Below are 18,603 nucleotides of genomic sequence, written 5' to 3' on the forward strand. Positions count from 1 at the left end.
TCGAGGTCGCGCCTCAACGGAAGCCGCCCGGGACCAGGCGGCCGTTCTCCATATGGGTGGGCACGTAGCCGCCGGGCCGACGTTCCGAGAACAAGCCTTCGTAGACCAGCGTGCCGATCACCACGGCCAGTCCGGCCAGGACGAGCCGGAGGAGATGCGGATCCCAGTGCCCGCGTCGCAGCGGGTTGCGGCCGGCCAGCACGAGGTAGACCAGGAACAGGACGAAGGGGATGAGGAAGAGGCCGAACTCTTCGAGGACGCGACGCAGCATGGTTTCCCGTGGCCTATCCCGCCGAGCGGCGGACTTCACCGGTCTCGGTTTCCGGGTAGAGGCGCTCCCGGAGGTTGTTGAGGATCCCGGCGGTGACGCCCCAGATCAGGCGATCGCCGAAGGTCAAAGCGTAGAACCAGCGCGTGCGGCCCTGCCAGGCCCTGGAGCGGAGCCGGTAGCGCTCCCGATCCATCAGCACCGCCAGCGGCACCTCGAAAACGTCCGCAACCTCGTTGGGGTTCGGCCGAAACGTCGCGTCGGGTGCGACGAGACCGATCACCGGCGTGACCAGGAAGCCGGTGCCCGACAGGTAGGGATCGAGATAGCCGAGGAGACGGACCGACGCGGGGGGCAGGCCGATCTCCTCGTGGGCCTCCCGCAAGGCCGCGTCCGCAGGTCCCGGATCGGCGGGATCGATCTTGCCGCCAGGCAACGCGACCTGCCCGGAATGGTCGCGCAGGTTCGCGGCGCGCTCGGTCAGCACCAAGCTCGGGCCGCCCGCACGGAGAATCACCGGCGCCAGCACGGCCGCGCGCCGGTGGGGCGGCGGCGGGATCACGGCCGAGCCGTCCGGATCGAGACTGTGATCGCCGCGGGGATTCGAGGTGGGATCGTCCGGTCCCGGCGGGTCCGCCGACAGGCCGGACTCGGCGCGGGCCAGGAAGTCGATCAGTTGCTCACTCACCGATGACGGCCGGCGCGATGGGGTGGAAGATGCCGCCGGCCCAGAGGCCCAGCCACGCTTCACCGTCCACGCTCCGCTCCTCAGCGAGATCCACGAGATCGTAGGTGAGCGAACGGGTCAGGAGGGCCCAGAGGCCGCGGCGGACGTGAATGTAGGGCTTGAGTGACCCGTCCGGCGCCTCCTCGAAGCGCAGGCCGTGCTCGGCATCGACGCTGACCAGATCGTCGACGTTGGTCCTGAAGGAGATGCGTCGAGCCTCCCCGGCGCCGTCGACCGCCATCTCGACCGCCACGAAGGCCGCGTCCTCGACCGTGATTCCGACGCTCTCTACGGGGGTCACCAGGACCGTCCGTCCATCCGGTTCGCGCCGCAGGATGGACGCGAAGAGTCGGACGAGCTTCTCCCGGCGGATGGGCGAGCCGTTGTGGTGCCACGTCCCGTCCGCCGCGATGCGGATGTCGATCGTGCCGCAGTAGGGCGGATCCCAGCGCTCCACGGGCGGCAGCCCGCGCTTCGGCACGCCGTCCAAGGCAGCGCTGAGGCGGCTCAATGTGGGATCGGGGGCAATGTCCTCGCTCATAGTCGAACAGATAGCGCCCCGTCGGTCGGCAGCCATGGTCGCCGCACCGGTTCGACCGACGCGTCTGCGACGGCGGTCAGGCCGGTCCGGCGCCCTGGGTGTTGACCGTGAGCACGTAGAGCGACTGGCTGGCGGCCATGAACAGGCGGTTCCGCTTCGGCCCCCCGAAGGTGATGTTGCCGCACACCTCGGGCAACCGGATCCGCCCGATCAGCGTGCCCTGCGGCGTCCACACGGTGACACCGTTGTAACCCACCGCCCGGCCCGCGTTGCTCGACACCCAGAGATTGCCGTCCACATCGGCGCGCAGGCCGTCGGGCCCGCATTTCACTCCGTCCACGACGCAATCCGCGAAGAGCCGCTGGTTCGAGAGCGCCGAGTCGATCCCGACATCGAAGGCGTAGATCTCGCCCTTGCCGCCGGGACCCGTATCGCCCGGCCCCGTCCCGGTGGAGCAGACGTAGAGGATACGGTGATCCGGCGAGAAGCAGAGGCCGTTCGGATCGGGCACCTGATCGTCGGTCAGAACCCGGTCGATCCGGCCAGAGGGGTCGACGCGGTAGACCGCGTTGGGCAGTACACGCCGCTTCGTGACGGTGCCGGCCGGTTGCCCGAGCCGCGGATTGATGCGTCCCGTCGGGTTGGATGGGCCGCCGGCCTCGTCCGGCAAGCCCTCGTAGAGCAGGCCGCCATAGGGCGGATCGGTGAACCAGTACGATCCGTCGGCGTGCTGGACCACGTCGTTGGGGGCGTTGAGAGGCCTGCCCTCGAAGGCGTCGGCCAGCACCGTCGCAGAACCATCGAGCTCGTAGCGCACCACCTGCCGGCTGGCATGCTCGCAGGAGAGCTGGCGGCCCTGCCGGTCGAAGCTGTTGCCGTTGGAATTGTTGCTCGGCGCGCGGAACACCGAGACGTGTCCATCCTCCTCCAGCCAGCGCAACTGGCGATTGTTGGGGATGTCGCTCCAGACGAGGAAGCGGCCGACGGCGTTCCAGGCGGGCCCCTCCGCCCAGAGGGCACCTGTCCAGAGGCGGCGGATGGCGCTGTTCGGGACCACGTACGGCGCGAAGGCCGGATCGACCGTGATCACGTCAGGATCGGTGAAGTAGGTGGTCGGGGGCCCGGCGGGCCGGAAATCCCGCGGCGGATCGGTGATGGTGCTGGGCGGTTGCGGCTGGGCCAGAACGCCGCTCGTGCTTGCCAGAACGGCCCCAGCCCCGGCCCCGGCCAACAGGGCGCGTCGCGACGGTGCGGCTTGTCCGCCCTCCATCCCCGGATTCCATTTCCCCCACGGCTTCATCGTTGCTCCTCCGATGACGGCGGTCGTCATCTACCGCGTGAGCCTTGCGCCGGAATGACGCGACCGACGGCTCGATCAGCCGGGCCGACGCCGCAGGATCTTCCAGACGCCATCCGCCGAGGCGAGCAGGCGCGTGCCCTCACGGACATCGCCGCGCATGAAGACGAGGGAGCCGGTGCGCTTCACCACCTGCGGCCGGATCTCGACCCAGTCGCCGAGGCGGCCGACATCGATGAACTTCATCTCGAGCTGGATGGTCACGCAGTTGGCGCCGTCCGCCGCGCGCATCGCGGTCTCGCCGAGCGCCCGGTCGGCGAAGCTCATGAGCATGCCGCCGTGGACGACGCCGATGAGGTTGGCGTGCTTCTGCTCCGCCCGGAACGCGTAGGATCCGTCCGTTCCGCGCAGGTGCAGCGGGCCGACATGGGCGATGAAGCCGCTGTCCTCGATCGGCGCAAAGCCTTCGGGAACGGGATCGCGGGGATTCGTGTCGGTGGTCATCGCATCCTGTCCGTGCCTGTCGCGGCCGTGAGATAGGGCGGCGGCTTCAAGTGCCCCGCGGCTTCGCCCGGCGGGTCGGAGCTTCGCTGAGCGGATCCTCCGGCCAGGAGTGGCGGGGATAGCGCCCGCGCATCTCCGCCCGCACCGCCGACCACGAGCCCCGCCAGAACCCCGGCAGGTCGCGGGTGATCTGGATCGGGCGCTGCGCCGGCGACAGGAGGTGCAGCACCAGCGGCCGACCACCGGCGGTCGGGTGCCGATCGAGGCCGAAGAGCTCCTGCACGCGCACGGCGAGGGCCGGCTCCGCGGCGGCGTAATCCACGGGGATGCGCGAGCCGGTCGGCACCTCGACATGGGTCGGTGCCTCCGCGTCGAGCCGGGTGCGGAGCTGCCATGGCAGGAGATCCTGCAGGGCGCCGGCGAGGTCGTCCGCCGTGACGGCCGACAGGGCGGTGCGACCGACGAGGGCCGGGGCGAGCCAAGCCGGGGCGGTCGCGACGAGAGCGTCGTCCGAAAGGTCCGGCCAAGCGTCGCCCTCGGCACCGTGCAGGAACCGGATCCGGGCGCGCCACTGCGACAGGGCGGTCGTCCAGGGCAGGCGATCGAGTCCGAGATTCGCGATGCCCACCGCCAGGATTTCCGCACTCTCCGCCGTCGCCGGCGCCGGCAGCGGTCGCGAACCGAGGTTGACTGCGCCCAGACGGCGGACGGCCCGTGCCCGGAGGGCGGCGGCCTGCGGGTCGAAGTTGATCTCCGTGCGCGTCTCGATCCGGTCGGCGAAGGTCCGCTCGATCGCCTCGGCAGCGATCGCCGCCGCCGCCAGTATGCGCGCATTGCCGGCCGCCCCGGCGAGGTCGGCGACCACCAGATGCGTCTCCCGCGCGAGGGGGCTCGCCGGGTCGAGCCGGCCGGCCCGGCCACTCGCCATCACGAACTCACCCTCGCGTCCGCGGGCGCGGGCGACGCGATCCGGATAGGCGAGCGCCAGGAGCGGACCCGCGGAGGCCGGCGCGTCCGGCTGGCTCCCGCCTGCGATCCGCGCCCAACCTTCCGCGAGCCGGCGCATGTTGGCCGCCCGGTCGCCCCTGTCGCGGCGGAACCGCTCGACCCGCTCGTCGAGATCGACGCTGTCGCCGCCCAGGCCACGCTCCGACAGGACCGCCGCGAGATCCGCTGCCGCGCGGGCTTGCCCCTCCCCGGCGGCTGCCGTCACCATCCGGGCGAGACGCGGCGGCAGCGGCAGCGCCCGAAGGCGCGCCCCGACCTCCGTCAGGCGCCCGGCTGCGTCGAGAGCCCCGAGTTCAGCTAGCGAGGCGCGGGCCTCCGCCAGGGCCGGAGCCGGCGGCGGATCGAGGAAGGCCAGGCGCCGCGGATCGGCCACCCCCCAGGCGGCGCAGTCGAGGAGCAGCCCGGCGAGGTCGGCCGACAGGATCTCGGGCCGCGTGAACGGCTCCAGGGCGCTGGTGCCCGCCTCCGTCCAGAGGCGCCAGCACAGGCCCGGCTCCGTGCGGCCGGCCCGGCCGCGGCGCTGGTCCACGGACGCGCGGGACGCCCGCGCGGTCACGAGCCGCGTCAGGCCGAGGCCCGGCTCGTAGACCGGCACCCGCGCCAGCCCGGAATCGACCACGATCCGCACGCCCTCGATGGTCAGCGAGGTTTCGGCGATGCTGGTGGCGAGCACCACCTTGCGGGTGCCGGCGGGCGTCGACGCGACGGCGCGATCCTGCTCGGCCGGGCTGAGGGCACCGTAGAGCGGCGCGAGCCGCACGTCGGGATCCACCCGCACGGCGAGGATGTCCGCCGTACGACGGATCTCCGCCTGTCCGGGCAGGAAGACCAGCACCGAGCCGGGATCCGCTCGCAGGGCGCGGAGCGTCACGTCGGCCACGACCTCTTCGATGCGCCGGTTCGGGTCGCGCTCGACGTAGCGCGTCTCCACCGGGAAGGCCCGGCCCTCGGAGGCGACCACTGGGGCGTCGCTCATGAGCGCGGCCACCCGGGCGCCGTCGAGCGTCGCCGACATGACCAGGATCCGCAGGTCCTCGCGCAATCCCCCTTGGGCGTCGAGGGCCAGGGCGAGGCCGAGGTCGGCATCGAGGGAGCGTTCGTGGAATTCGTCGAACAGGACCGCGCCGATGCCGGACAGTTCCGGATCGTCGAGGACCATCCGCGTGAACACGCCTTCGGTCACGACCTCGATCCGGGTCCGGGCCGAGATCTTCGAGCCGAGCCGGACGCGCAGGCCGATCGTGCCGCCGACCGGCTCCCCCAGCGTCTGGGCCATGCGGGATGCGGCCGCCCGGGCCGCGAGCCGCCGCGGCTCCAGCAGGATGATCTTGCGTCCTTCGAGCCAGGGAGCCTCCAGCAGGTCGAGGGGAACGCGCGTGGTCTTGCCGGCACCCGGGGGCGCCACCAGGACGGCGGCGTTCCGTCCGGCGAGTGCGCGACGCAGATCGGGGAGCGCCGCCTCGATCGGCAACGCGGTCGTGAGGCCAGCCATCGCGGCCGCTGATGGCGCGGCGCGGCCCCGAGCGCAACCGTCCTGACCGCCGCGTGACGGTGGGCGGGAAACGATACCGGCGGTTCCGCCCGAGCCCTGGCCGAAGTCGCGTCATGCCGCGATGGTGTTGCGTCAAGGCAAGAAAATTTTCGGGAGTGACCCCATGAGAAGCCCTCGCCGCGCCCTCGCTGTGGCGCTGGCCGCCCTGCCCCTGGCGCTCACCGTCGCCCGGGCGCAGGATCGGCTGCCGACCATTCCCCCGCAGCAATACACGCCCGATCAGAAGCAGGCAGCTGAGGCGTTCGAGCAGGCGCGCGGGAAGCCGCCCTTCGGTCCGTTCGAGCCGCTGATGCACTCCCCCGAGGTAATGACCCTCGCGCGCTCGATGGGAGACTACCTTCGCTACAAGCCGAAGATCGGCACGACGCTGTCGGAGCTCGTGATCCTGATGACCGCCCGCCGCTGGACGCAGGATTACGAGTGGTATGTCCACGCGCCGATCGCCGAGAAGGCCGGCATCGCGCCTGAGATCATCGCGGCGATCCGAGACGGCCGCCGGCCCGCGCGATTGAGCGACGACGAGACGATCGTCTACGACTTTACGTCCGAGCTTCAGGACACCCACCGCGTCTCGGACGCAACCTTCGCCCGGGCGGAGTCCCGGTTCGGGAAAGCGGGCGTCGTCGATCTCGCGGCGATCTCGGGCTACTACACGTTCCTGGCGATGGAGCTGAACGCCGCTCGCTACGTGATCCCTGCAGACGGGAAGCCCCTGCCGCGCCATCCGGAGTAAGGGAGCTTATCCTCAGGCGCGGACCGGCTTCATCCCCGTAGTCCACAGGCTGGCGGCATGTCGGAACGGGGCGCCGCGGAGCCGTTGCCCAAACGTTAACCCTCGTGGCCTGTTCTTCTTTCGTTCCGGTTCGCAACGAAGGAGGCCACAATGCTCAGCGAGGCCACGGCCAAGCGAGACGATCACGCCTGCCCGGTTGAGGCGATCACCGCGGCCTATTTGGGCTCTTCCGGCGGCGACGCCGGGATCGCCCTGCGCTGCGCCATCGCGGACGCCCTGTCGGACCTGATGGAGGCCGAGCGGCGCACCCGGGAACGGAGCCGACTGATCTCCCGCGGCTACGTCCGCGGCGGCCCCGGGGCGTCGTTCGAGCGGGCAAGCTGAACGGCGACTGCAACAGACCGTCAGGCACGGTGCAGCGTGGCCGTGCGAAGGTCGATCTCGTGATCCGGGACGCCCCACGGCGTACCGCACTTCCCTCGGAGACAGGTCATGACACGCATCGCTCTGCTCTCGGCCGCCACGCTGATCGGCGCGGGCGCCCTGGCCTCGTCGGCGGCCGAGGCTCGCGGCGGCGGCGCCCTCGCTGCGGGTCTCATCGGTGGTCTCGCGGCCGGCGCGCTGATCGGTGCCGCGACCCAGGCGCGTTCCGCTCCCGGATACGGATACGGGTACCCCGACGACGGCTACGCACCCGCGCCCGTGGTGGTACGGCCCGCGCCCACGTACCGGGTCTACGAGGAGGACGGTCCAGTCTACGCCGCCCGCCGGGCCGTCACGTACGAGCGGGTACCGGTCTGGTATGGCCCCGCGCGCCACTGGCGCCGCGATTGGGACGACGGCTACGGCTATCGCGGCTGGTGAGCAGGTCCCGGCGTCGCCGGAGACCGGGATGACCGGTGTGCCGGCGCCGACGATCGAGGCTCCGGGCAGGATCACCGATATCGGCATCGAACGGGCGAACGTTCGATCAGCGTGAAGCCGTTTCCGACTTGCCGACCCGGGACGATCACCCGGGAACACAACCGCATCGGGCGATGGCCTGCGCATCGTTCATCAGCGAAGGCGTCGGCGTTCGGACCGCCGTGGACTCCGCACGGACGCCGGTCCCGTGTCCCCGGCGGCCGGCATCCCGGCCTGCCTGACGATTCGGGCGGTCCGCGCCGTCAGGTGCGGATGTCGAGCATCCGGCCGATCATCCGATCGGACGTCCGGGCCACGGCTGCGTTGAGGGCGAAAGCGGATTTCGCGCCGATCAATTCCGCGGCGGCACCCGAGAGGTCGACCCGGTCGGATGGCGCCAGGGCCGGGCCGCCGACGGGCACGCCGCTCGACGCGATGGTCTGCGCGGCCGTTCCGACGCGCTCCGTGGCGCGGGTCATAGCCGTGGTGGCAGTCTGAAGAGAGTCGATCATGTCAAAGCCTCCCGACGGGCATCGTGACATGGGACGTGCTGAGCATCGGTTTCGCGCATCGCTCAAATGCGATGCTTCAAACTTCGGGACCGCCTGCGATCGGCGCCTCGGCGTGGTGCGGACGGCGGGACTCGAACCCGCACGGCCTTGCGGCCGCAAGATTTTAAGAACTGCGCAGCGGCCTAACCGGGCCTAACAGTTCTCACAATTTTCGGACCGCAAGCTGTTCCAGTGCTTGGCCTTTTTGCCGAAGACGCATAACACCGACAAACATTGCAAAACGGCGCTTAACAGGCCAAGCTGCATTCCCCGGTGTTACCCCGAAAGGCGCGTCTTGTGGCAGCAAAGGTGCTGACCGTGCAAAGCGTCGAACGCCACAAGCCACGTCCCGCGCAGCGTCTGGAGATCCCGGACGCGGCGTTGCCGGGCTTCTATCTGATCGTCCAAACCTCGGGCTTTAAATCCTGGGCCGTACGCTATCGGGTCGCCGGGAAACCCCGGAAGTACACGATCGGCCCCTACCCTCTGTTCGACCTCGTGACGGCCCGGGCCCGGGCCCGTGAGGCGCTGCAGCTCGTGGCCCTTGGTCAGGATCCGGCGCTGGTAAAACGTGCCACCGCTGAGGCTGCAAAGGTAGCCGCAGAGGATCGAGTCGAGCGCGTCGTGACGCTCTATGTCGACCGGCACCTGAAGCCGAACGGCAAGGCCGGCTATGCGGAAACCCAGGAGGCGCTGCTCCGCAATCACGTCGTGCCACGCTGGGGCCAGCGCCGGATCGGCGACGTGACCAAGCGGGAGGTCGTCGCCCTGATCGACGGGCTGACCGACGCCGGTATGACGACGGGTGCCAACCGGGTGTTCGCGGTGACGCGGGCGCTGTTCAACTTCGCCCTGCGGCGCGAGATCATCACCACGACGCCGTTCCTCGGACTCAAGCCGCCGTTGGCCGAGACGAGCCGGGACCGCGTGCTGACTGACTCTGAGGTCCGGTTGGTCTGGCGCGCGGCTGATGCGGTAGGCTTTCCATTCGGGCCAGCCGCGCAGCTGCTTCTGCTCACCGCCCAGCGCCGGGACGAGGTAGTCCGCATGGTTCGCGCAGAGGTCGAGGGCGACCTCTGGACCCTACCGGCAGAGCGCACGAAGAACTCGCTAGAGCACCTCGTGCCGCTGGCGCCCCCTGCCCTCTCGATCCTCGGCGCAGCGCCGCGGATCGCGGGCTCGGCCGGCTACGTCTTCACCCGGACCGGCATCGCGCCGATGTCTGATTACACCAGCACCAAGGCGCGCCTGGACAGAGCCATGCTGGCAATCGCCCGCGCGGATGCTGTGGCGGCCGGTCGCGACCCTGATGCGGTCGAGCTGAAGCCATGGCGGCTACACGATCTGCGGCGGACGGCCAGCACCGGCATGGCTCGGCTGGGCTTTCCGATCCAGGTGACCGAGGCGGTATTGAACCATCGGTCTGGGTCACTCGGTGGTCTCGCCGGTATCTACAACCGGCACGCTTATCTCTCCGAAAAGCGGGCGGCGCTGGAAGCCTGGGCGGCGCACGTCGAAGCTCTAGTTCAACAACGGGCAGTGCAATGAGCCAAGGGGATTGGATCAGCCTGTCCGCAGCCTACAAATTGGCTGTCAAATATTTTGAGAGCTCCAGTACGGCAGAACTCAAAATAATTGATGCCATGCGCCGTCAATCGATAAGAATGAACGGCGAGTACTACATCGGTGATAAGTATCATCCGGAGACAAAGCTTGCGCCAGATTACGCTTTTACTAAGGGCAGCATGATTTGGCATGAAAATAGAATTGAGCATAAAATATCGAGTTGGAATGAGGCTTTAGGCGCGCCGAATTATCTTCATCTTGGTAATTTTCATCGCGTTCAGCTCAGCGCCGCCGATATCGAGAGTATCTGGCCGGGACTGTTTGTAGAGAGCCCGGTTGAAAATAAGGAAATGGTGGATCAACCGCCCAAACCCCCGGTCAAAGGTAAAGGGGGTGTGTTGCCTACCTATGACTGGGAGAAATATTTAATTGAAGCAGCTGCTTTTATATACGAGAACTCCACGAAAAAGGGAGAAGCAGCTGTCTTTCGACATCTATGGAATAAGTTCGGTGGCAAGGACGCCGGACCGAGCCGAAGCCAGATGCAGACGCACATCACGCCTCTGATCCGGCGGCTCAAAGAGATCGACGACGGCTGAGTTTCCGGCTGTTTCCGGCCATTCCCGGCTGACACTGTCCAACATCTGGCATCAATAGACAGCGTGTTCCTCAAAGGAGCGGCGCGATGAACTCACGTACCCAACGATCCCCTGAAGACATGCTGCCGGCGGCTCAGGTTCTGGCGCGGTATCAGGTCAGCGACATGACGATCTTCCGCTGGTTGAAAGACACCGGACTCAGCTTCCCGCAACCAATTCGGATCAACGGGCGCCGCTATTGGCGGCTAGCCGACCTGCAGGCTTTTGAGGTCCGGCAGGCTTCGAAGCAGGAGGCCGCGTAGCACCATGGCCCTGAAAACAGTTGAGGGACGGAGCGCGGTCAGGCGCTCACGTCCCTCGGATAGTGTCGCTCGGCAGACCGACGCCTCCGATATAGCACCCCACCGGCACCTCGCCAACGTCAGGCCCTTTCTTTTCGATAGCCGCGGTTGCTTCCTCGGCTTCGTGACCGGCCGCGCTGAAGCGCGCGCTCTCGTTCGGGAGGGCGTGTGATGGGCGCACCCTGCACCCCGTCGGCCCAGCCCGACATCTTCGCGGTCATCGGCGCGGATCTGCGCTTCTTTGCACGCCGACCGAACCAGGATTACCGGCTCCGTCTTGCCGCCCCCTGTGAGATCGAGGAGGCGCGAGCAAAGCTCAACATGGTGTCGCCTCCACCGGGTGCTCGCGCCTTCGTGGGCGTTCACCGCGTCGGGCGCGGCGGCCTGCAACGCGTCGTCGGTTTCGCCATCGACGCAGGCGAGGTCGACTTCGACAAGGTTTCGTCGCGCTTCGCCTACCTGCGGCTGCAGCGTCAGGACGTGACCCGCCACCCAGACCCCGGCTCGCTCTGGCGAGCTGACCCCCACGCGCTTGGAGGGCGGCGATGACCGAGCAGACCCACTACTACGGCACCGCCGAGCCGCTGCGCGACTTCGTGGCCGAATGCCTCGCGCAGGTGCAGTTCTACGCCAGCATGGGCGTGGACTACGCCGGGGCCAGGGACGACGCCGGCCTGACCTACTCGACCCGGTGCGCCATCGCGGCGCTCAAGCAAGGCGTGACGATCCTCAAGATGCTGGAGGACAAGAACGCTGCCGATCTGAAGGCCCGGCAAGCTTCCAAGGCCGAACGAGAGGGCGCCGATGCGGCGCTCGGATTGTGAGGCCGTGATGGATAAGCGCGATCCATTCGACGATCTAAAGGAAATGGAGGATGCGATGGGCCCGGAGAGCCCGCGCTACTCCTCCGAGGACGAACGTTGGGAGACGGACTACAGTCCGCCGCCGAGAGCAGAGGCTGCCGAGCGCAAGCGGATCCGGGCGACACCCTACGTCTACCGCGACCCGTCCCTGATCCCGCCGCGCGACTGGGTCTATGGCCGGCACCTGATCCGTCGGTTCTTGAGCACCACCGTGGCACCCGGCGCGTCTGGTAAATCCAGCCTCGTGCTGGTCGAAGCCATCGCTATGGCGACCGGCCGGGCGCTGCTTGGGGTCAAGCCGCCCCAGGCGATGAAGGTCTGGTACGTGAACCTTGAAGACCCTCTGGAGGAGACCGAGCGCCGCGTCGCTGCAATCTGCCTGCACTACGGCATCGACGCTCACGAACTCGAAGGGCGCTTGTTCCTCGACAGCGGGCGTACGGCCGAGATCATCATCGCGACCCGGCAGCGGGACGGTGTGAAGATCGCAGAGCCGGTGATCGAGGATCTGACCGCCAGCATGGCCGAGAACGAGATCGACCACCTGACGGTCGACCCATTCGTATCGAGCCACCGAGTGACTGAGAACGCCAACGACGAGATCGACATCGTCGCCAAAGCCTGGAACCGGGTGGCCGAGGTCGGGAATGCTTCTGTCGAGTTGGTGCACCACGTCCGCAAGGGCCAGGGCGGCCAGAGCGAGTACACGGTGGAAGACGGCCGCGGAGCGGGCGCGCTCCTGGCGGCCGCACGCTCGGCCCGCGTGCTCAACCTCATGACCAAGGATCAGGCTGAGAAGGCCGGGATCCCAACCAATAGGGGCTTCTTCCGGGTCGATAACGGCAAGGCCAATCTCGCCCCGCCGCCGGACAAGAGCGACTGGTTTCAGCTCGTCTCTGTGTCGCTCGGCAACGGCCCGGCCGGCATCCTCGACTATGGCGACCAAGTCGCGGTGGTCGAGCCGTGGGAGTGGCCCGACCCGTTCGAGGGCGTGGGCGCGGACGACCTGCGAGCGGCTCAGTCCGAGGTAGCCGGCACGGTAGCTGCCGGCGCACGCTGGCGGCTCAACGTGCAGTCTCCAGACTGGGTCGGCATCCCGATCGCCCGGGCCCTGAAGCTCAACCACGACGACAAGGCGCACCGGACCCGGATCAGCCGCATGCTTCGGGTGTGGCTTGAGACCGGCATGTTCGCGGTGGTCGAGGGGAAGGACGCCAACCACAAAAAGCGGGAGTACGTGGAGGTCGGCAAGCATGCCTCAGATGCTGGCGAATGACCTTCCCGCCACTTTGCAGGGTGGAGTGGCGGAAGGTGGCGGAAGTGGCGGAAAAAGTCCGCCACCACCACCCCTTTATAGGGTGGGTGGGAGTGGTGGTGGGTGGAACCTCAAAGGTGGAGGTGGAGGGCCCTTGCGCTCGGTAGCCGAGGTGCTGCCTCGCCGCTCAGATCCCGACGCTGGCAGCGCCGGCATTTGCTGCCTGCTTGACGGTAGCGCCGTTGCGCAACGCTGCAGCTATCGCGGCCGAAGCCGTGTCAATCGCCTCGGCTCGCTCATCGCCAAAGTCACGTGCGCTATTTGCGCCGTCGCTGAGCCGTGCGTGATAGTTATCCGGGAATGCCTTATCCATTCGCGCCTTCAGGAGCATCGTGGCGGCACGATAATCGGCGTCGAAGTTCCGAGGGCTAGTTGCAGTCGCGTTGTCGTAAACTTCAGCTTCCTTATATTCAGCTATAAAGCGGCTTCTTCGCTGAGCTCCGCCGCCAACGAAAAACTGTACTACCCGTGAGATCAGCCAAAAAAGCGTATGCATCGAGGTCTCCTGATGGAGCATCGGCGAGCGCGCCTTCTTGAACAGGATAACGCATTCTTGCTGTCCTCGGTCTCCGAGGTGCTGCCATGACGCCCACTCAGCAGAGAGCCGAGCAGCTCGACGCACTCGCAAAGCTCCGAGACATCCGGACCATGGCCGACGAGGTGATCGGCACGCTGGAGTGCGTGCTGACCTCCACCGCCACTACTACACCCGTCCTGCGCGAGCCCGAGAGGCCGGAGTGGCTTCCGATCTGCCGGGCCGCCCAAGTGCTTGGCGTCGAGAAGAACACACTAGCGCAGCGGTGTCGTAGGGGCGGTATCAGGGCCGGCATCGCCAGGAAGGTCGGCGGCGGCTGGCAGATACGGCTCGACCTAATGGCACCGAGCAGCAGGAGGCCGGCGCGATGAAGGCAGTCGCTGCCTACACACCTATTGAGGGCGCGGCTTGCTGGATCGAGACTGCGCTCAGGCGCAACTCACTCCATCTGCTCGCGGTCTTGGTGGTCGTCGCCCGCTTGCTGATCCATCGCACGTCTCCGTCGCTGATGACCTGCAACATTCGCGCCGACGCCGATCCGCCGAACCGAAGCGCCCATCTACAGGAGACTGGCGTGGTTAACGAAAGCCTACACGTGAGGAGTCGTGGATGATCTCACCACGCGTCTTCACTGAGGAGCGCGCCGCCCTGGTCGAAGGTGCCGCACCAGCCTCGATCGGGCAGGCGGATGGTCACGCGCGACAGGCCCGTGTCGTCACCGTCGCCCGTCGCGAGCTTCGCGTCTACCTGCCCACGCTTCTCCATCCGCTTCAGGTCCCTGACGCGCACATCGAGGCGCGCAGCCAGTTCGCGAGGGTCAACGATCCAATCGCCTTTGTGACCGAGGATGAGCTTCATGAAGCAGGTCCTCATCAGCTCGGCAGCAGATGCTGAGCTGAGACAGACGGTAGCACGGTTCGCCGTCCTTCCCGCAACGCGGCAGGATGCGATCAGGCAGCGGGCCATCGCCGCGGTGACGCGAGCGTCGTTCGCGCTTAGCCTGACACTGAGTTCATGGCCTGCGTACCGATGGGTGCCGATGTTCGTCCCACCCGATCAGCGATCCGTCCCACCGCCTTGGGAGCCGCCGCGGCGTCCGTCGCGAGACTCCAAGCGGGGCGAGAACGCCGCCATCACGCTCATCATCCTGGTGTCGATCTTGGCGCTGTTCGCGCCCATCGCTGGCGGCACGCTTGTCGGTGTGGCCGTAGCTCTGTTCGGGCGCTGACTACGTCACTCCATCAAATCGGTAAGCGCTCCGATCTCGTCGGCGTTCTTCCACACCGTCTCGCAGCCGATCACCTTCTCGGTCGCATTGATTGTGAGGGTGAATTTAGGTGGGACGCGTTCAGCACCAACCAGCCTCAGGCGCACGCCCCATTGCGATATGTCATGTACGACGCACGGAAGAGCCGGATGTCCAGCTACCGAAATATGCCCGGACAGGTTAATGGACACCCGTCGCGCGGCTCGCTGTTTCTTCATAGAGTGCTCGGCTCCTAAAGCTGAGCATCTTGGCGGCTAAATACCTAAAAGCCGTTCACGAATTAAACCGCATTGAGCGGAATGCTTCATCTGCGACAAGCTGTCCTCGAAGCTCCTAGCTTTGGCTGCTTGGCATCCAGCGCGACATGAACCGCAACGGCCGAACGACATTGGCGCTATCTTGGCCTGCTTGCTCTTCATCCGGCAGCAGCAAGGCTATCAGGTGCAGCAGGTCGTCCCGTTCCTGACCCCGGAACAGCACTAGGAATGATCCGAGGTCTAGCTGAACCTCTGGATCGCTCTCGCAGGGACGGTGAAGCACATAAGGCTGTCCAGTCTTCAAATCCCGCGTCAGTGCATAGCGGTCGCCACGAGGACCGACGTGGAATTCTCTAGCGACCCGGGGCGCCTGCTCAATCATGGTCGTTCCAACGCAAAACACACTGTCGACATGCGACATATTGGCATGAATTGGCGGGACGGAATATAACATAGGGTAACAGTGGATAACTGAGGACGGCAGCATACGACTCGCGTCGGCTCCTCCTTCTGCCTCGGAGACTTGCTGGATTGGCATAGACAAACCAAAGTTCTGGCTACGCAGTGATCGAGGCGTAGCCACACCATGACCAATCCTCTTCGTCGAGATGCTTTGCTCCGGTTGAAGGTCGAAACCGACCTCGCCCGCGCCGTGGAGACCACCGCCCGCCAGCGCGGCCAGACCATGAGCGAGTACGTCAGGCAGAGCCTGCGTGCGCACCTCGCTCGCCATGGTGTTCGGCTCAGCCCCGACGATGGCCCTGGCACCCCGCCGGCCGCTCCCACCCTCGCTCGTGCAGCTTGAGGAGATCTGCGTGCATCAGCTCCCGACCGCCAACGTCCGCCACGACCGCCACCTCGCTCCAGTCGCTAGCCTCGGCCGCAGCCGTCCTGACTTGCAGCCGGTGGCGCCGTCTGCGCCCCGGACCTCGGCGCAGATCTTCGCTGACGGCGAGCGCGCCCGGCTTGAGTGCGATGCCCTTCTTGCGCGCCGGCCGGACATGCTGCTGATCGGTTCGCCCGAGGAGGTCGCCGCCCTCGACGCCAGCATTGATCTGGCTCGGATCCGGATGCTGCAGGCCAACACGCAGCATGGCGCCGCACTGGCTGCCGAGGCTGAAGCCCAGGCTGCGCACGAAGCCGAGCAGAAGCGCCGCAAGGATCTCCACCGCAAGGCCATGAAGGCCAGCGCCGAGACCGAAAAGCTGGCGGCCGAGTACGTCATCGAGGCGCAGCGTCTGGTGCCGTTACTGGAGAAGATCCGTGAGCGGGCCGCGCTGATTGAGGCGGCCAACTATGCCTTGCCCGACGGCGCCGAGCCGGTCTTGCCCGGTGAGCCGCGCTGCAGCTGGGAAGATCGCCCCGACCAACCGCACAGCTCGATTGCCAGCCGGGTACGGCTGCCCGGCTTGGATCGCTCCACCCCCATCTGGTGAGGACGTCATCATGACCATCAGCCGACAAGAAACTGCCGAGAACGTCGCCTTCTGGCGCCGCGTCCTCAACAAGCCCGAGCCGACCGCCCCCAAGAGTAAGCCTACCCAGGCCGAGCGCATGGCTACGTGGTCAGCCCGCAACCGCGAGGACGAAGCCAAGGCCATTCAGACCCGTTCGGCGGTCGAGCGGACCCGGCGCGATCTAGGCACGCCCGGCGGGGCCTTCGAGGTCGGCGCTCAGAGATATGCGGCGGATGGCTCGCTCTGGCGTCGTACCGCCTAGCGCAGCCCCGCCTTCCAAGCTCCCCAGGTTGCATGCGGTTTCCTGGGTCGAGGGACGGTCGCGCCAGTGAGTCTCAGCACTGGCGCGGCCAACCCCTTCAGTCCGACGATCAGCACACGGACACAGACAATGGCGAGCACCAAGCCGGACATCACCACGCAGCCCGACGTGCCGGTCATCGAGACCACGCCCGTCGATCACGGTGACGCTCAGGGCATCGGCAACGTGGAGCAGGCGCCGATCAGAGCCGACCTGCTGCACGAGAGGGCTGAGGAGGTCGCGGCTCGTGATGCGGCATTGCGATCGGCAGGGATGCGGTGAGGGGCCACTGCTACCGACGGTCCTCATCCCGCGGCGGTGGGCCTTTCCCCACCTTGATGAACCTGCCGATGAACAGACCGAGCGGGATCGAGATCAGGAACCAGCCTCGGAGAAAGCGAAGCACCTTCAGCATGGACTGTCCCCTGATCACCGAGGGATCAACAGAGCACGCCGCAGGGAGTGCCATCGGGACCATCTCAGGGGAGGGTGACCGGTTTGCATGAGTCCCGGGGTCCCTGTTCGGGAGGGGGGAAGCCGAGGGTCCGCGCGAGCGCACGGTCTGTCTAGGTGCAGAATTTTTTTAGAGTTCCACCACAACGGGGAGAAAAACCTTGAGCATGACCCGCAAACTCTGGTCGCTGAACGCGCTGTCGACCGAGATGAGCTACGATCGCCGGACGGTTGCGCTCGCACTCAAGAACATTCGGCCCGACGGGCAGCTTGCAGGTCACCCGGCGTGGTTTCTCGACACCGCGCTGAACGTTCTGAAGGTGAAGCCGAAGCCCGTCGAGGAAAGCTTCGATCCGAAGTGGCCGGATGCCTACAAGGTCAACGCGGAAAAGTGCGACAACTTCCCGGCCGGATGTGTCGTGATGGGCGTCATGGACATGGTTTATCGCGCGCCCGCACTGGCTGGTGTCTTTGCAGTCGAGGCCGGAGCTTATCCAGCGACCGCCTACCGCATGAAGCAATATCTGTCCGTCGCCTTGATGATGGCAGCCCAAGACGCGCTGAAGCGATTGGGTGTGGAGCCCTTCTCAAAGGGCGAGCAGATGCGCTGGTCCGAAAAAGAGTTCGACGAATGCAACTGGCCTCATCTCGCCAGCAAGGCCGGCGTGCCCTGTGATGTCGAGGGCTGGCGCGCTGCAATGCTGGAGAAGAACAAGGCTGAAGCACAGGCTGCTGCATGACCGACTAGCCGCCCCCTCCTCCCGTACCCTCGGACGACCCGCCCCGCAGCGGCGAGATCCGAACCCTGCTCGGCGTGCCCCTGCGCGGGGACGGCAGAAAGCGGCAGAAGGTGACCGCGAATGGCTGAAGAGACTCTTCAACTATCTGCGGAGGTTAGCGACGAATTTTCCGGCCCCTCAAAGCTCTACGCACCAGACTGCTCGAAGCTGGCTGGGAATGCGGATCGATTGCTCGGCGCTACAGATGCAGCAGGTCGCCTAGTCGTCTGAATCTGACGCTTGCTACCCGCAGCGACGGGCCGCATGCGACCCTTCTCTGAAGTTCGGAAGGTCCACTTGTGGTCGCCTGATCGAGATCTGTGACCAATCCCGACCAGACGCGGCTCGGCTGCTTCGATCACGGGCTGGCGGAAGCGGATACGCCGTACAGCTGCGTTCTCCACAGATCATGAGCCCCCTGATGGGCGGGCCTGCGGGCTTATCTGCCTTCCGCACTGAGTAAGGCCCGCGTCAGCTGGAAATCAGATCTTCGCGCGAGAACCTCCGAACGACGGCTCACGCCTCGACGCGGTTCATCCGTGTGCTTTCAGACAGCAACACATCGCGCCTTCAGCCGCTTTACCTCTTCGACTTGGTGTGTGTGAGACGGCTGTGGCTCGGTACTACTTCGACATCCACGATGGGGAGGCACTTCGCCGGGACCCGGAGGGTAGCGAGTGCGACAGCCCTGAAGCCGTCCGGGATGAGGCCATGCACGCCCTGCCGTTCGTCGCCAAGGAAGCGATCCCCCGGGCCGTGAGTGACACGCAGGCCTTCACCGTGCTG

At 66.8% G+C, this 18,603-nt stretch carries 27 protein-coding genes; 16 read left to right on the forward strand and 11 right to left on the reverse strand.

Annotated elements, in window-relative coordinates; all coding sequences use genetic code 11:
• Positions 1–13 precede the first annotated feature (13 nt).
• The 6 genes from MFF58_RS17915 to hrpB all read right to left on the reverse strand — a co-directional run bounded on the left by MFF58_RS17915 (position 14) and on the right by hrpB (position 5,837).
• Entirely contained in the window at positions 14–271 is a 258-nt protein-coding gene (locus MFF58_RS17915) for a DUF6111 family protein (RefSeq protein WP_238290145.1), read from the reverse strand.
• Positions 272–284: 13 nt separating this feature from the next.
• On the reverse strand, positions 285–956 hold the full coding sequence (locus MFF58_RS17920) for a CoA pyrophosphatase (protein WP_238290146.1): 672 nt from the start codon (positions 954–956) through the stop codon (positions 285–287).
• Entirely contained in the window at positions 949–1,536 is a 588-nt protein-coding gene (locus tag MFF58_RS17925) for a DUF1285 domain-containing protein (protein WP_238290147.1), read from the reverse strand. The genes MFF58_RS17920 and MFF58_RS17925 overlap by 8 nt, the downstream gene beginning before the upstream one ends.
• 76 nt (positions 1,537–1,612) lie before the next feature.
• Positions 1,613–2,806, reverse strand: a complete 1,194-nt coding sequence (locus tag MFF58_RS17930; protein ID WP_238290148.1) for an SMP-30/gluconolactonase/LRE family protein — start codon at positions 2,804–2,806, stop codon at positions 1,613–1,615.
• A 105-nt stretch (positions 2,807–2,911) separates the two neighbouring features.
• Positions 2,912–3,337, reverse strand: a complete 426-nt coding sequence (locus tag MFF58_RS17935) for a PaaI family thioesterase (RefSeq protein WP_238290149.1) — start codon at positions 3,335–3,337, stop codon at positions 2,912–2,914.
• A gap of 46 nt (positions 3,338–3,383) precedes the next feature.
• Positions 3,384–5,837: an ATP-dependent helicase HrpB gene (gene hrpB, locus MFF58_RS17940; protein ID WP_238290150.1), complete on the reverse strand. Its 2,454-nt coding sequence runs from the start codon at positions 5,835–5,837 to the stop codon at positions 3,384–3,386.
• A 163-nt stretch (positions 5,838–6,000) separates the two neighbouring features.
• Between hrpB and MFF58_RS17945 the strand changes: the two genes are divergently transcribed.
• From MFF58_RS17945 to MFF58_RS17955, 3 genes are all read left to right on the forward strand, one after another.
• Positions 6,001–6,630, forward strand: coding sequence for a carboxymuconolactone decarboxylase family protein (locus tag MFF58_RS17945; protein ID WP_238290151.1), 630 nt, complete (start codon positions 6,001–6,003; stop codon positions 6,628–6,630).
• 150 nt (positions 6,631–6,780) lie between these two features.
• Positions 6,781–7,014 carry a hypothetical protein gene (locus MFF58_RS17950; protein WP_238290152.1) on the forward strand — a complete coding sequence of 78 codons (234 nt, stop codon included), beginning with the start codon at positions 6,781–6,783 and terminating at the stop codon, positions 7,012–7,014.
• 108 nt (positions 7,015–7,122) lie between these two features.
• Complete coding sequence (locus MFF58_RS17955) at positions 7,123–7,494, forward strand: hypothetical protein (RefSeq protein ID WP_238290154.1); 372 nt, start codon at positions 7,123–7,125, stop codon at positions 7,492–7,494.
• A gap of 302 nt (positions 7,495–7,796) precedes the next feature.
• Here the strand turns inward: MFF58_RS17955 and MFF58_RS17960 are convergent, their stop codons facing one another.
• Complete coding sequence (locus MFF58_RS17960) at positions 7,797–8,045, reverse strand: flagellar protein (protein ID WP_238290155.1); 249 nt, start codon at positions 8,043–8,045, stop codon at positions 7,797–7,799.
• A 348-nt stretch (positions 8,046–8,393) separates the two neighbouring features.
• Between MFF58_RS17960 and MFF58_RS17965 the strand changes: the two genes are divergently transcribed.
• The 6 genes from MFF58_RS17965 to MFF58_RS17990 all read left to right on the forward strand — a co-directional run bounded on the left by MFF58_RS17965 (position 8,394) and on the right by MFF58_RS17990 (position 12,729).
• Positions 8,394–9,632, forward strand: a complete 1,239-nt coding sequence (locus MFF58_RS17965) for a tyrosine-type recombinase/integrase (RefSeq protein WP_238290156.1) — start codon at positions 8,394–8,396, stop codon at positions 9,630–9,632.
• Positions 9,629–10,249, forward strand: a complete 621-nt coding sequence (locus MFF58_RS17970; protein ID WP_238290157.1) for a hypothetical protein — start codon at positions 9,629–9,631, stop codon at positions 10,247–10,249. Before MFF58_RS17965 ends, MFF58_RS17970 begins: the two co-directional genes overlap by 4 nt.
• Positions 10,250–10,335: 86 nt before the next feature.
• The gene (locus MFF58_RS17975) at positions 10,336–10,551 is read left to right on the forward strand and encodes a helix-turn-helix transcriptional regulator (protein ID WP_238290158.1); all 216 of its coding nucleotides are present in this window, start codon (positions 10,336–10,338) and stop codon (positions 10,549–10,551) included.
• Between the two features lie 210 nt (positions 10,552–10,761).
• Positions 10,762–11,139, forward strand: coding sequence for a hypothetical protein (locus MFF58_RS17980; RefSeq protein WP_238290159.1), 378 nt, complete (start codon positions 10,762–10,764; stop codon positions 11,137–11,139).
• A complete protein-coding gene (locus MFF58_RS17985; RefSeq protein ID WP_238287095.1) occupies positions 11,136–11,414 on the forward strand; it encodes a hypothetical protein in 279 nt (92 codons plus the stop codon). Before MFF58_RS17980 ends, MFF58_RS17985 begins: the two co-directional genes overlap by 4 nt.
• Before the next feature lie 55 nt (positions 11,415–11,469).
• The gene (locus MFF58_RS17990) at positions 11,470–12,729 is read left to right on the forward strand and encodes an ATP-binding protein (RefSeq protein ID WP_238290160.1); all 1,260 of its coding nucleotides are present in this window, start codon (positions 11,470–11,472) and stop codon (positions 12,727–12,729) included.
• Between the two features lie 166 nt (positions 12,730–12,895).
• Here the strand turns inward: MFF58_RS17990 and MFF58_RS17995 are convergent, their stop codons facing one another.
• The gene (locus MFF58_RS17995) at positions 12,896–13,264 is read right to left on the reverse strand and encodes a hypothetical protein (protein ID WP_238290161.1); all 369 of its coding nucleotides are present in this window, start codon (positions 13,262–13,264) and stop codon (positions 12,896–12,898) included.
• Between the two features lie 86 nt (positions 13,265–13,350).
• On the opposite strand from MFF58_RS17995, the gene MFF58_RS18000 reads away from it, so the two are divergent.
• A complete protein-coding gene (locus tag MFF58_RS18000) occupies positions 13,351–13,674 on the forward strand; it encodes a hypothetical protein (protein WP_238290162.1) in 324 nt (107 codons plus the stop codon).
• Between the two features lie 244 nt (positions 13,675–13,918).
• Here the strand turns inward: MFF58_RS18000 and MFF58_RS18005 are convergent, their stop codons facing one another.
• Positions 13,919–14,161, reverse strand: coding sequence for a DUF6522 family protein (locus MFF58_RS18005; RefSeq protein WP_238290163.1), 243 nt, complete (start codon positions 14,159–14,161; stop codon positions 13,919–13,921).
• On the opposite strand from MFF58_RS18005, the gene MFF58_RS18010 reads away from it, so the two are divergent.
• Entirely contained in the window at positions 14,160–14,531 is a 372-nt protein-coding gene (locus tag MFF58_RS18010; protein WP_238290164.1) for a hypothetical protein, read from the forward strand. The two genes, MFF58_RS18005 and MFF58_RS18010, sit on opposite strands and share 2 nt — an antisense overlap.
• Before the next feature lie 5 nt (positions 14,532–14,536).
• Here the strand turns inward: MFF58_RS18010 and MFF58_RS18015 are convergent, their stop codons facing one another.
• Positions 14,537–14,788: a PilZ domain-containing protein gene (locus MFF58_RS18015; protein ID WP_238290165.1), complete on the reverse strand. Its 252-nt coding sequence runs from the start codon at positions 14,786–14,788 to the stop codon at positions 14,537–14,539.
• A 115-nt stretch (positions 14,789–14,903) separates the two neighbouring features.
• Positions 14,904–15,560, reverse strand: coding sequence for a hypothetical protein (locus tag MFF58_RS32780; RefSeq protein ID WP_238290166.1), 657 nt, complete (start codon positions 15,558–15,560; stop codon positions 14,904–14,906).
• On the opposite strand from MFF58_RS32780, the gene MFF58_RS18025 reads away from it, so the two are divergent.
• The 5 genes from MFF58_RS18025 to MFF58_RS32595 all read left to right on the forward strand — a co-directional run.
• A complete protein-coding gene (locus MFF58_RS18025) occupies positions 15,541–16,263 on the forward strand; it encodes a hypothetical protein (RefSeq protein WP_238290168.1) in 723 nt (240 codons plus the stop codon). The genes MFF58_RS32780 and MFF58_RS18025 overlap by 20 nt on opposite strands.
• Positions 16,264–16,273: 10 nt before the next feature.
• A complete protein-coding gene (locus MFF58_RS18030) occupies positions 16,274–16,546 on the forward strand; it encodes a hypothetical protein (protein ID WP_238290169.1) in 273 nt (90 codons plus the stop codon).
• A gap of 129 nt (positions 16,547–16,675) precedes the next feature.
• A complete protein-coding gene (locus MFF58_RS18035; protein ID WP_238290170.1) occupies positions 16,676–16,867 on the forward strand; it encodes a hypothetical protein in 192 nt (63 codons plus the stop codon).
• 332 nt (positions 16,868–17,199) lie between these two features.
• Entirely contained in the window at positions 17,200–17,778 is a 579-nt protein-coding gene (locus MFF58_RS18040) for a hypothetical protein (RefSeq protein ID WP_238290171.1), read from the forward strand.
• A gap of 651 nt (positions 17,779–18,429) precedes the next feature.
• Positions 18,430–18,603 (forward strand): DUF6894 family protein (locus MFF58_RS32595; RefSeq protein WP_444543585.1); only part of this gene is annotated, 174 nt, incomplete at its 3' end.

Origin of the sequence: Methylobacterium longum, assembly GCF_022179385.1 — a bacterium.
GTDB classification, from domain to species: Bacteria; Pseudomonadota; Alphaproteobacteria; order Rhizobiales; family Beijerinckiaceae; genus Methylobacterium; species Methylobacterium longum.

Excerpts from the sequence above, each read along its gene's own strand:
- MFF58_RS18005 (WP_238290163.1), bottom strand. The coding sequence starts at position 14,161 with ATGAAGCTCATCCTCGGTCACAAAGGCGATTGGATCGTTGACCCTCGC.
- MFF58_RS18015 (WP_238290165.1), bottom strand. The coding sequence starts at position 14,788 with ATGAAGAAACAGCGAGCCGCGCGACGGGTGTCCATTAACCTGTCCGGG.
- MFF58_RS17945 (WP_238290151.1), top strand. The coding sequence starts at position 6,001 with ATGAGAAGCCCTCGCCGCGCCCTCGCTGTGGCGCTGGCCGCCCTGCCC.
- MFF58_RS18030 (WP_238290169.1), top strand. The coding sequence starts at position 16,274 with ATGACCATCAGCCGACAAGAAACTGCCGAGAACGTCGCCTTCTGGCGC.
- MFF58_RS17950 (WP_238290152.1), top strand. The coding sequence starts at position 6,781 with ATGCTCAGCGAGGCCACGGCCAAGCGAGACGATCACGCCTGCCCGGTT.
- MFF58_RS18010 (WP_238290164.1), top strand. The coding sequence starts at position 14,160 with ATGAAGCAGGTCCTCATCAGCTCGGCAGCAGATGCTGAGCTGAGACAG.
- MFF58_RS18035 (WP_238290170.1), top strand. The coding sequence starts at position 16,676 with ATGGCGAGCACCAAGCCGGACATCACCACGCAGCCCGACGTGCCGGTC.
- MFF58_RS17990 (WP_238290160.1), top strand. The coding sequence starts at position 11,470 with ATGGGCCCGGAGAGCCCGCGCTACTCCTCCGAGGACGAACGTTGGGAG.
- MFF58_RS17995 (WP_238290161.1), bottom strand. The coding sequence starts at position 13,264 with ATGCATACGCTTTTTTGGCTGATCTCACGGGTAGTACAGTTTTTCGTT.
- MFF58_RS17955 (WP_238290154.1), top strand. The coding sequence starts at position 7,123 with ATGACACGCATCGCTCTGCTCTCGGCCGCCACGCTGATCGGCGCGGGC.
- MFF58_RS17960 (WP_238290155.1), bottom strand. The coding sequence starts at position 8,045 with ATGATCGACTCTCTTCAGACTGCCACCACGGCTATGACCCGCGCCACG.
- MFF58_RS17975 (WP_238290158.1), top strand. The coding sequence starts at position 10,336 with ATGAACTCACGTACCCAACGATCCCCTGAAGACATGCTGCCGGCGGCT.
- MFF58_RS17985 (WP_238287095.1), top strand. The coding sequence starts at position 11,136 with ATGACCGAGCAGACCCACTACTACGGCACCGCCGAGCCGCTGCGCGAC.
- MFF58_RS32780 (WP_238290166.1), bottom strand. The coding sequence starts at position 15,560 with ATGGCGAGCGAGGTGCGCACGCAGGCTCTGCCTGACGTACTCGCTCAT.
- MFF58_RS18000 (WP_238290162.1), top strand. The coding sequence starts at position 13,351 with ATGACGCCCACTCAGCAGAGAGCCGAGCAGCTCGACGCACTCGCAAAG.
- hrpB (WP_238290150.1), bottom strand. The coding sequence starts at position 5,837 with ATGGCTGGCCTCACGACCGCGTTGCCGATCGAGGCGGCGCTCCCCGAT.
- MFF58_RS17915 (WP_238290145.1), bottom strand. The coding sequence starts at position 271 with ATGCTGCGTCGCGTCCTCGAAGAGTTCGGCCTCTTCCTCATCCCCTTC.
- MFF58_RS17925 (WP_238290147.1), bottom strand. The coding sequence starts at position 1,536 with ATGAGCGAGGACATTGCCCCCGATCCCACATTGAGCCGCCTCAGCGCT.
- MFF58_RS17980 (WP_238290159.1), top strand. The coding sequence starts at position 10,762 with ATGGGCGCACCCTGCACCCCGTCGGCCCAGCCCGACATCTTCGCGGTC.
- MFF58_RS17930 (WP_238290148.1), bottom strand. The coding sequence starts at position 2,806 with ATGGAGGGCGGACAAGCCGCACCGTCGCGACGCGCCCTGTTGGCCGGG.
- MFF58_RS17935 (WP_238290149.1), bottom strand. The coding sequence starts at position 3,337 with ATGACCACCGACACGAATCCCCGCGATCCCGTTCCCGAAGGCTTTGCG.
- MFF58_RS17970 (WP_238290157.1), top strand. The coding sequence starts at position 9,629 with ATGAGCCAAGGGGATTGGATCAGCCTGTCCGCAGCCTACAAATTGGCT.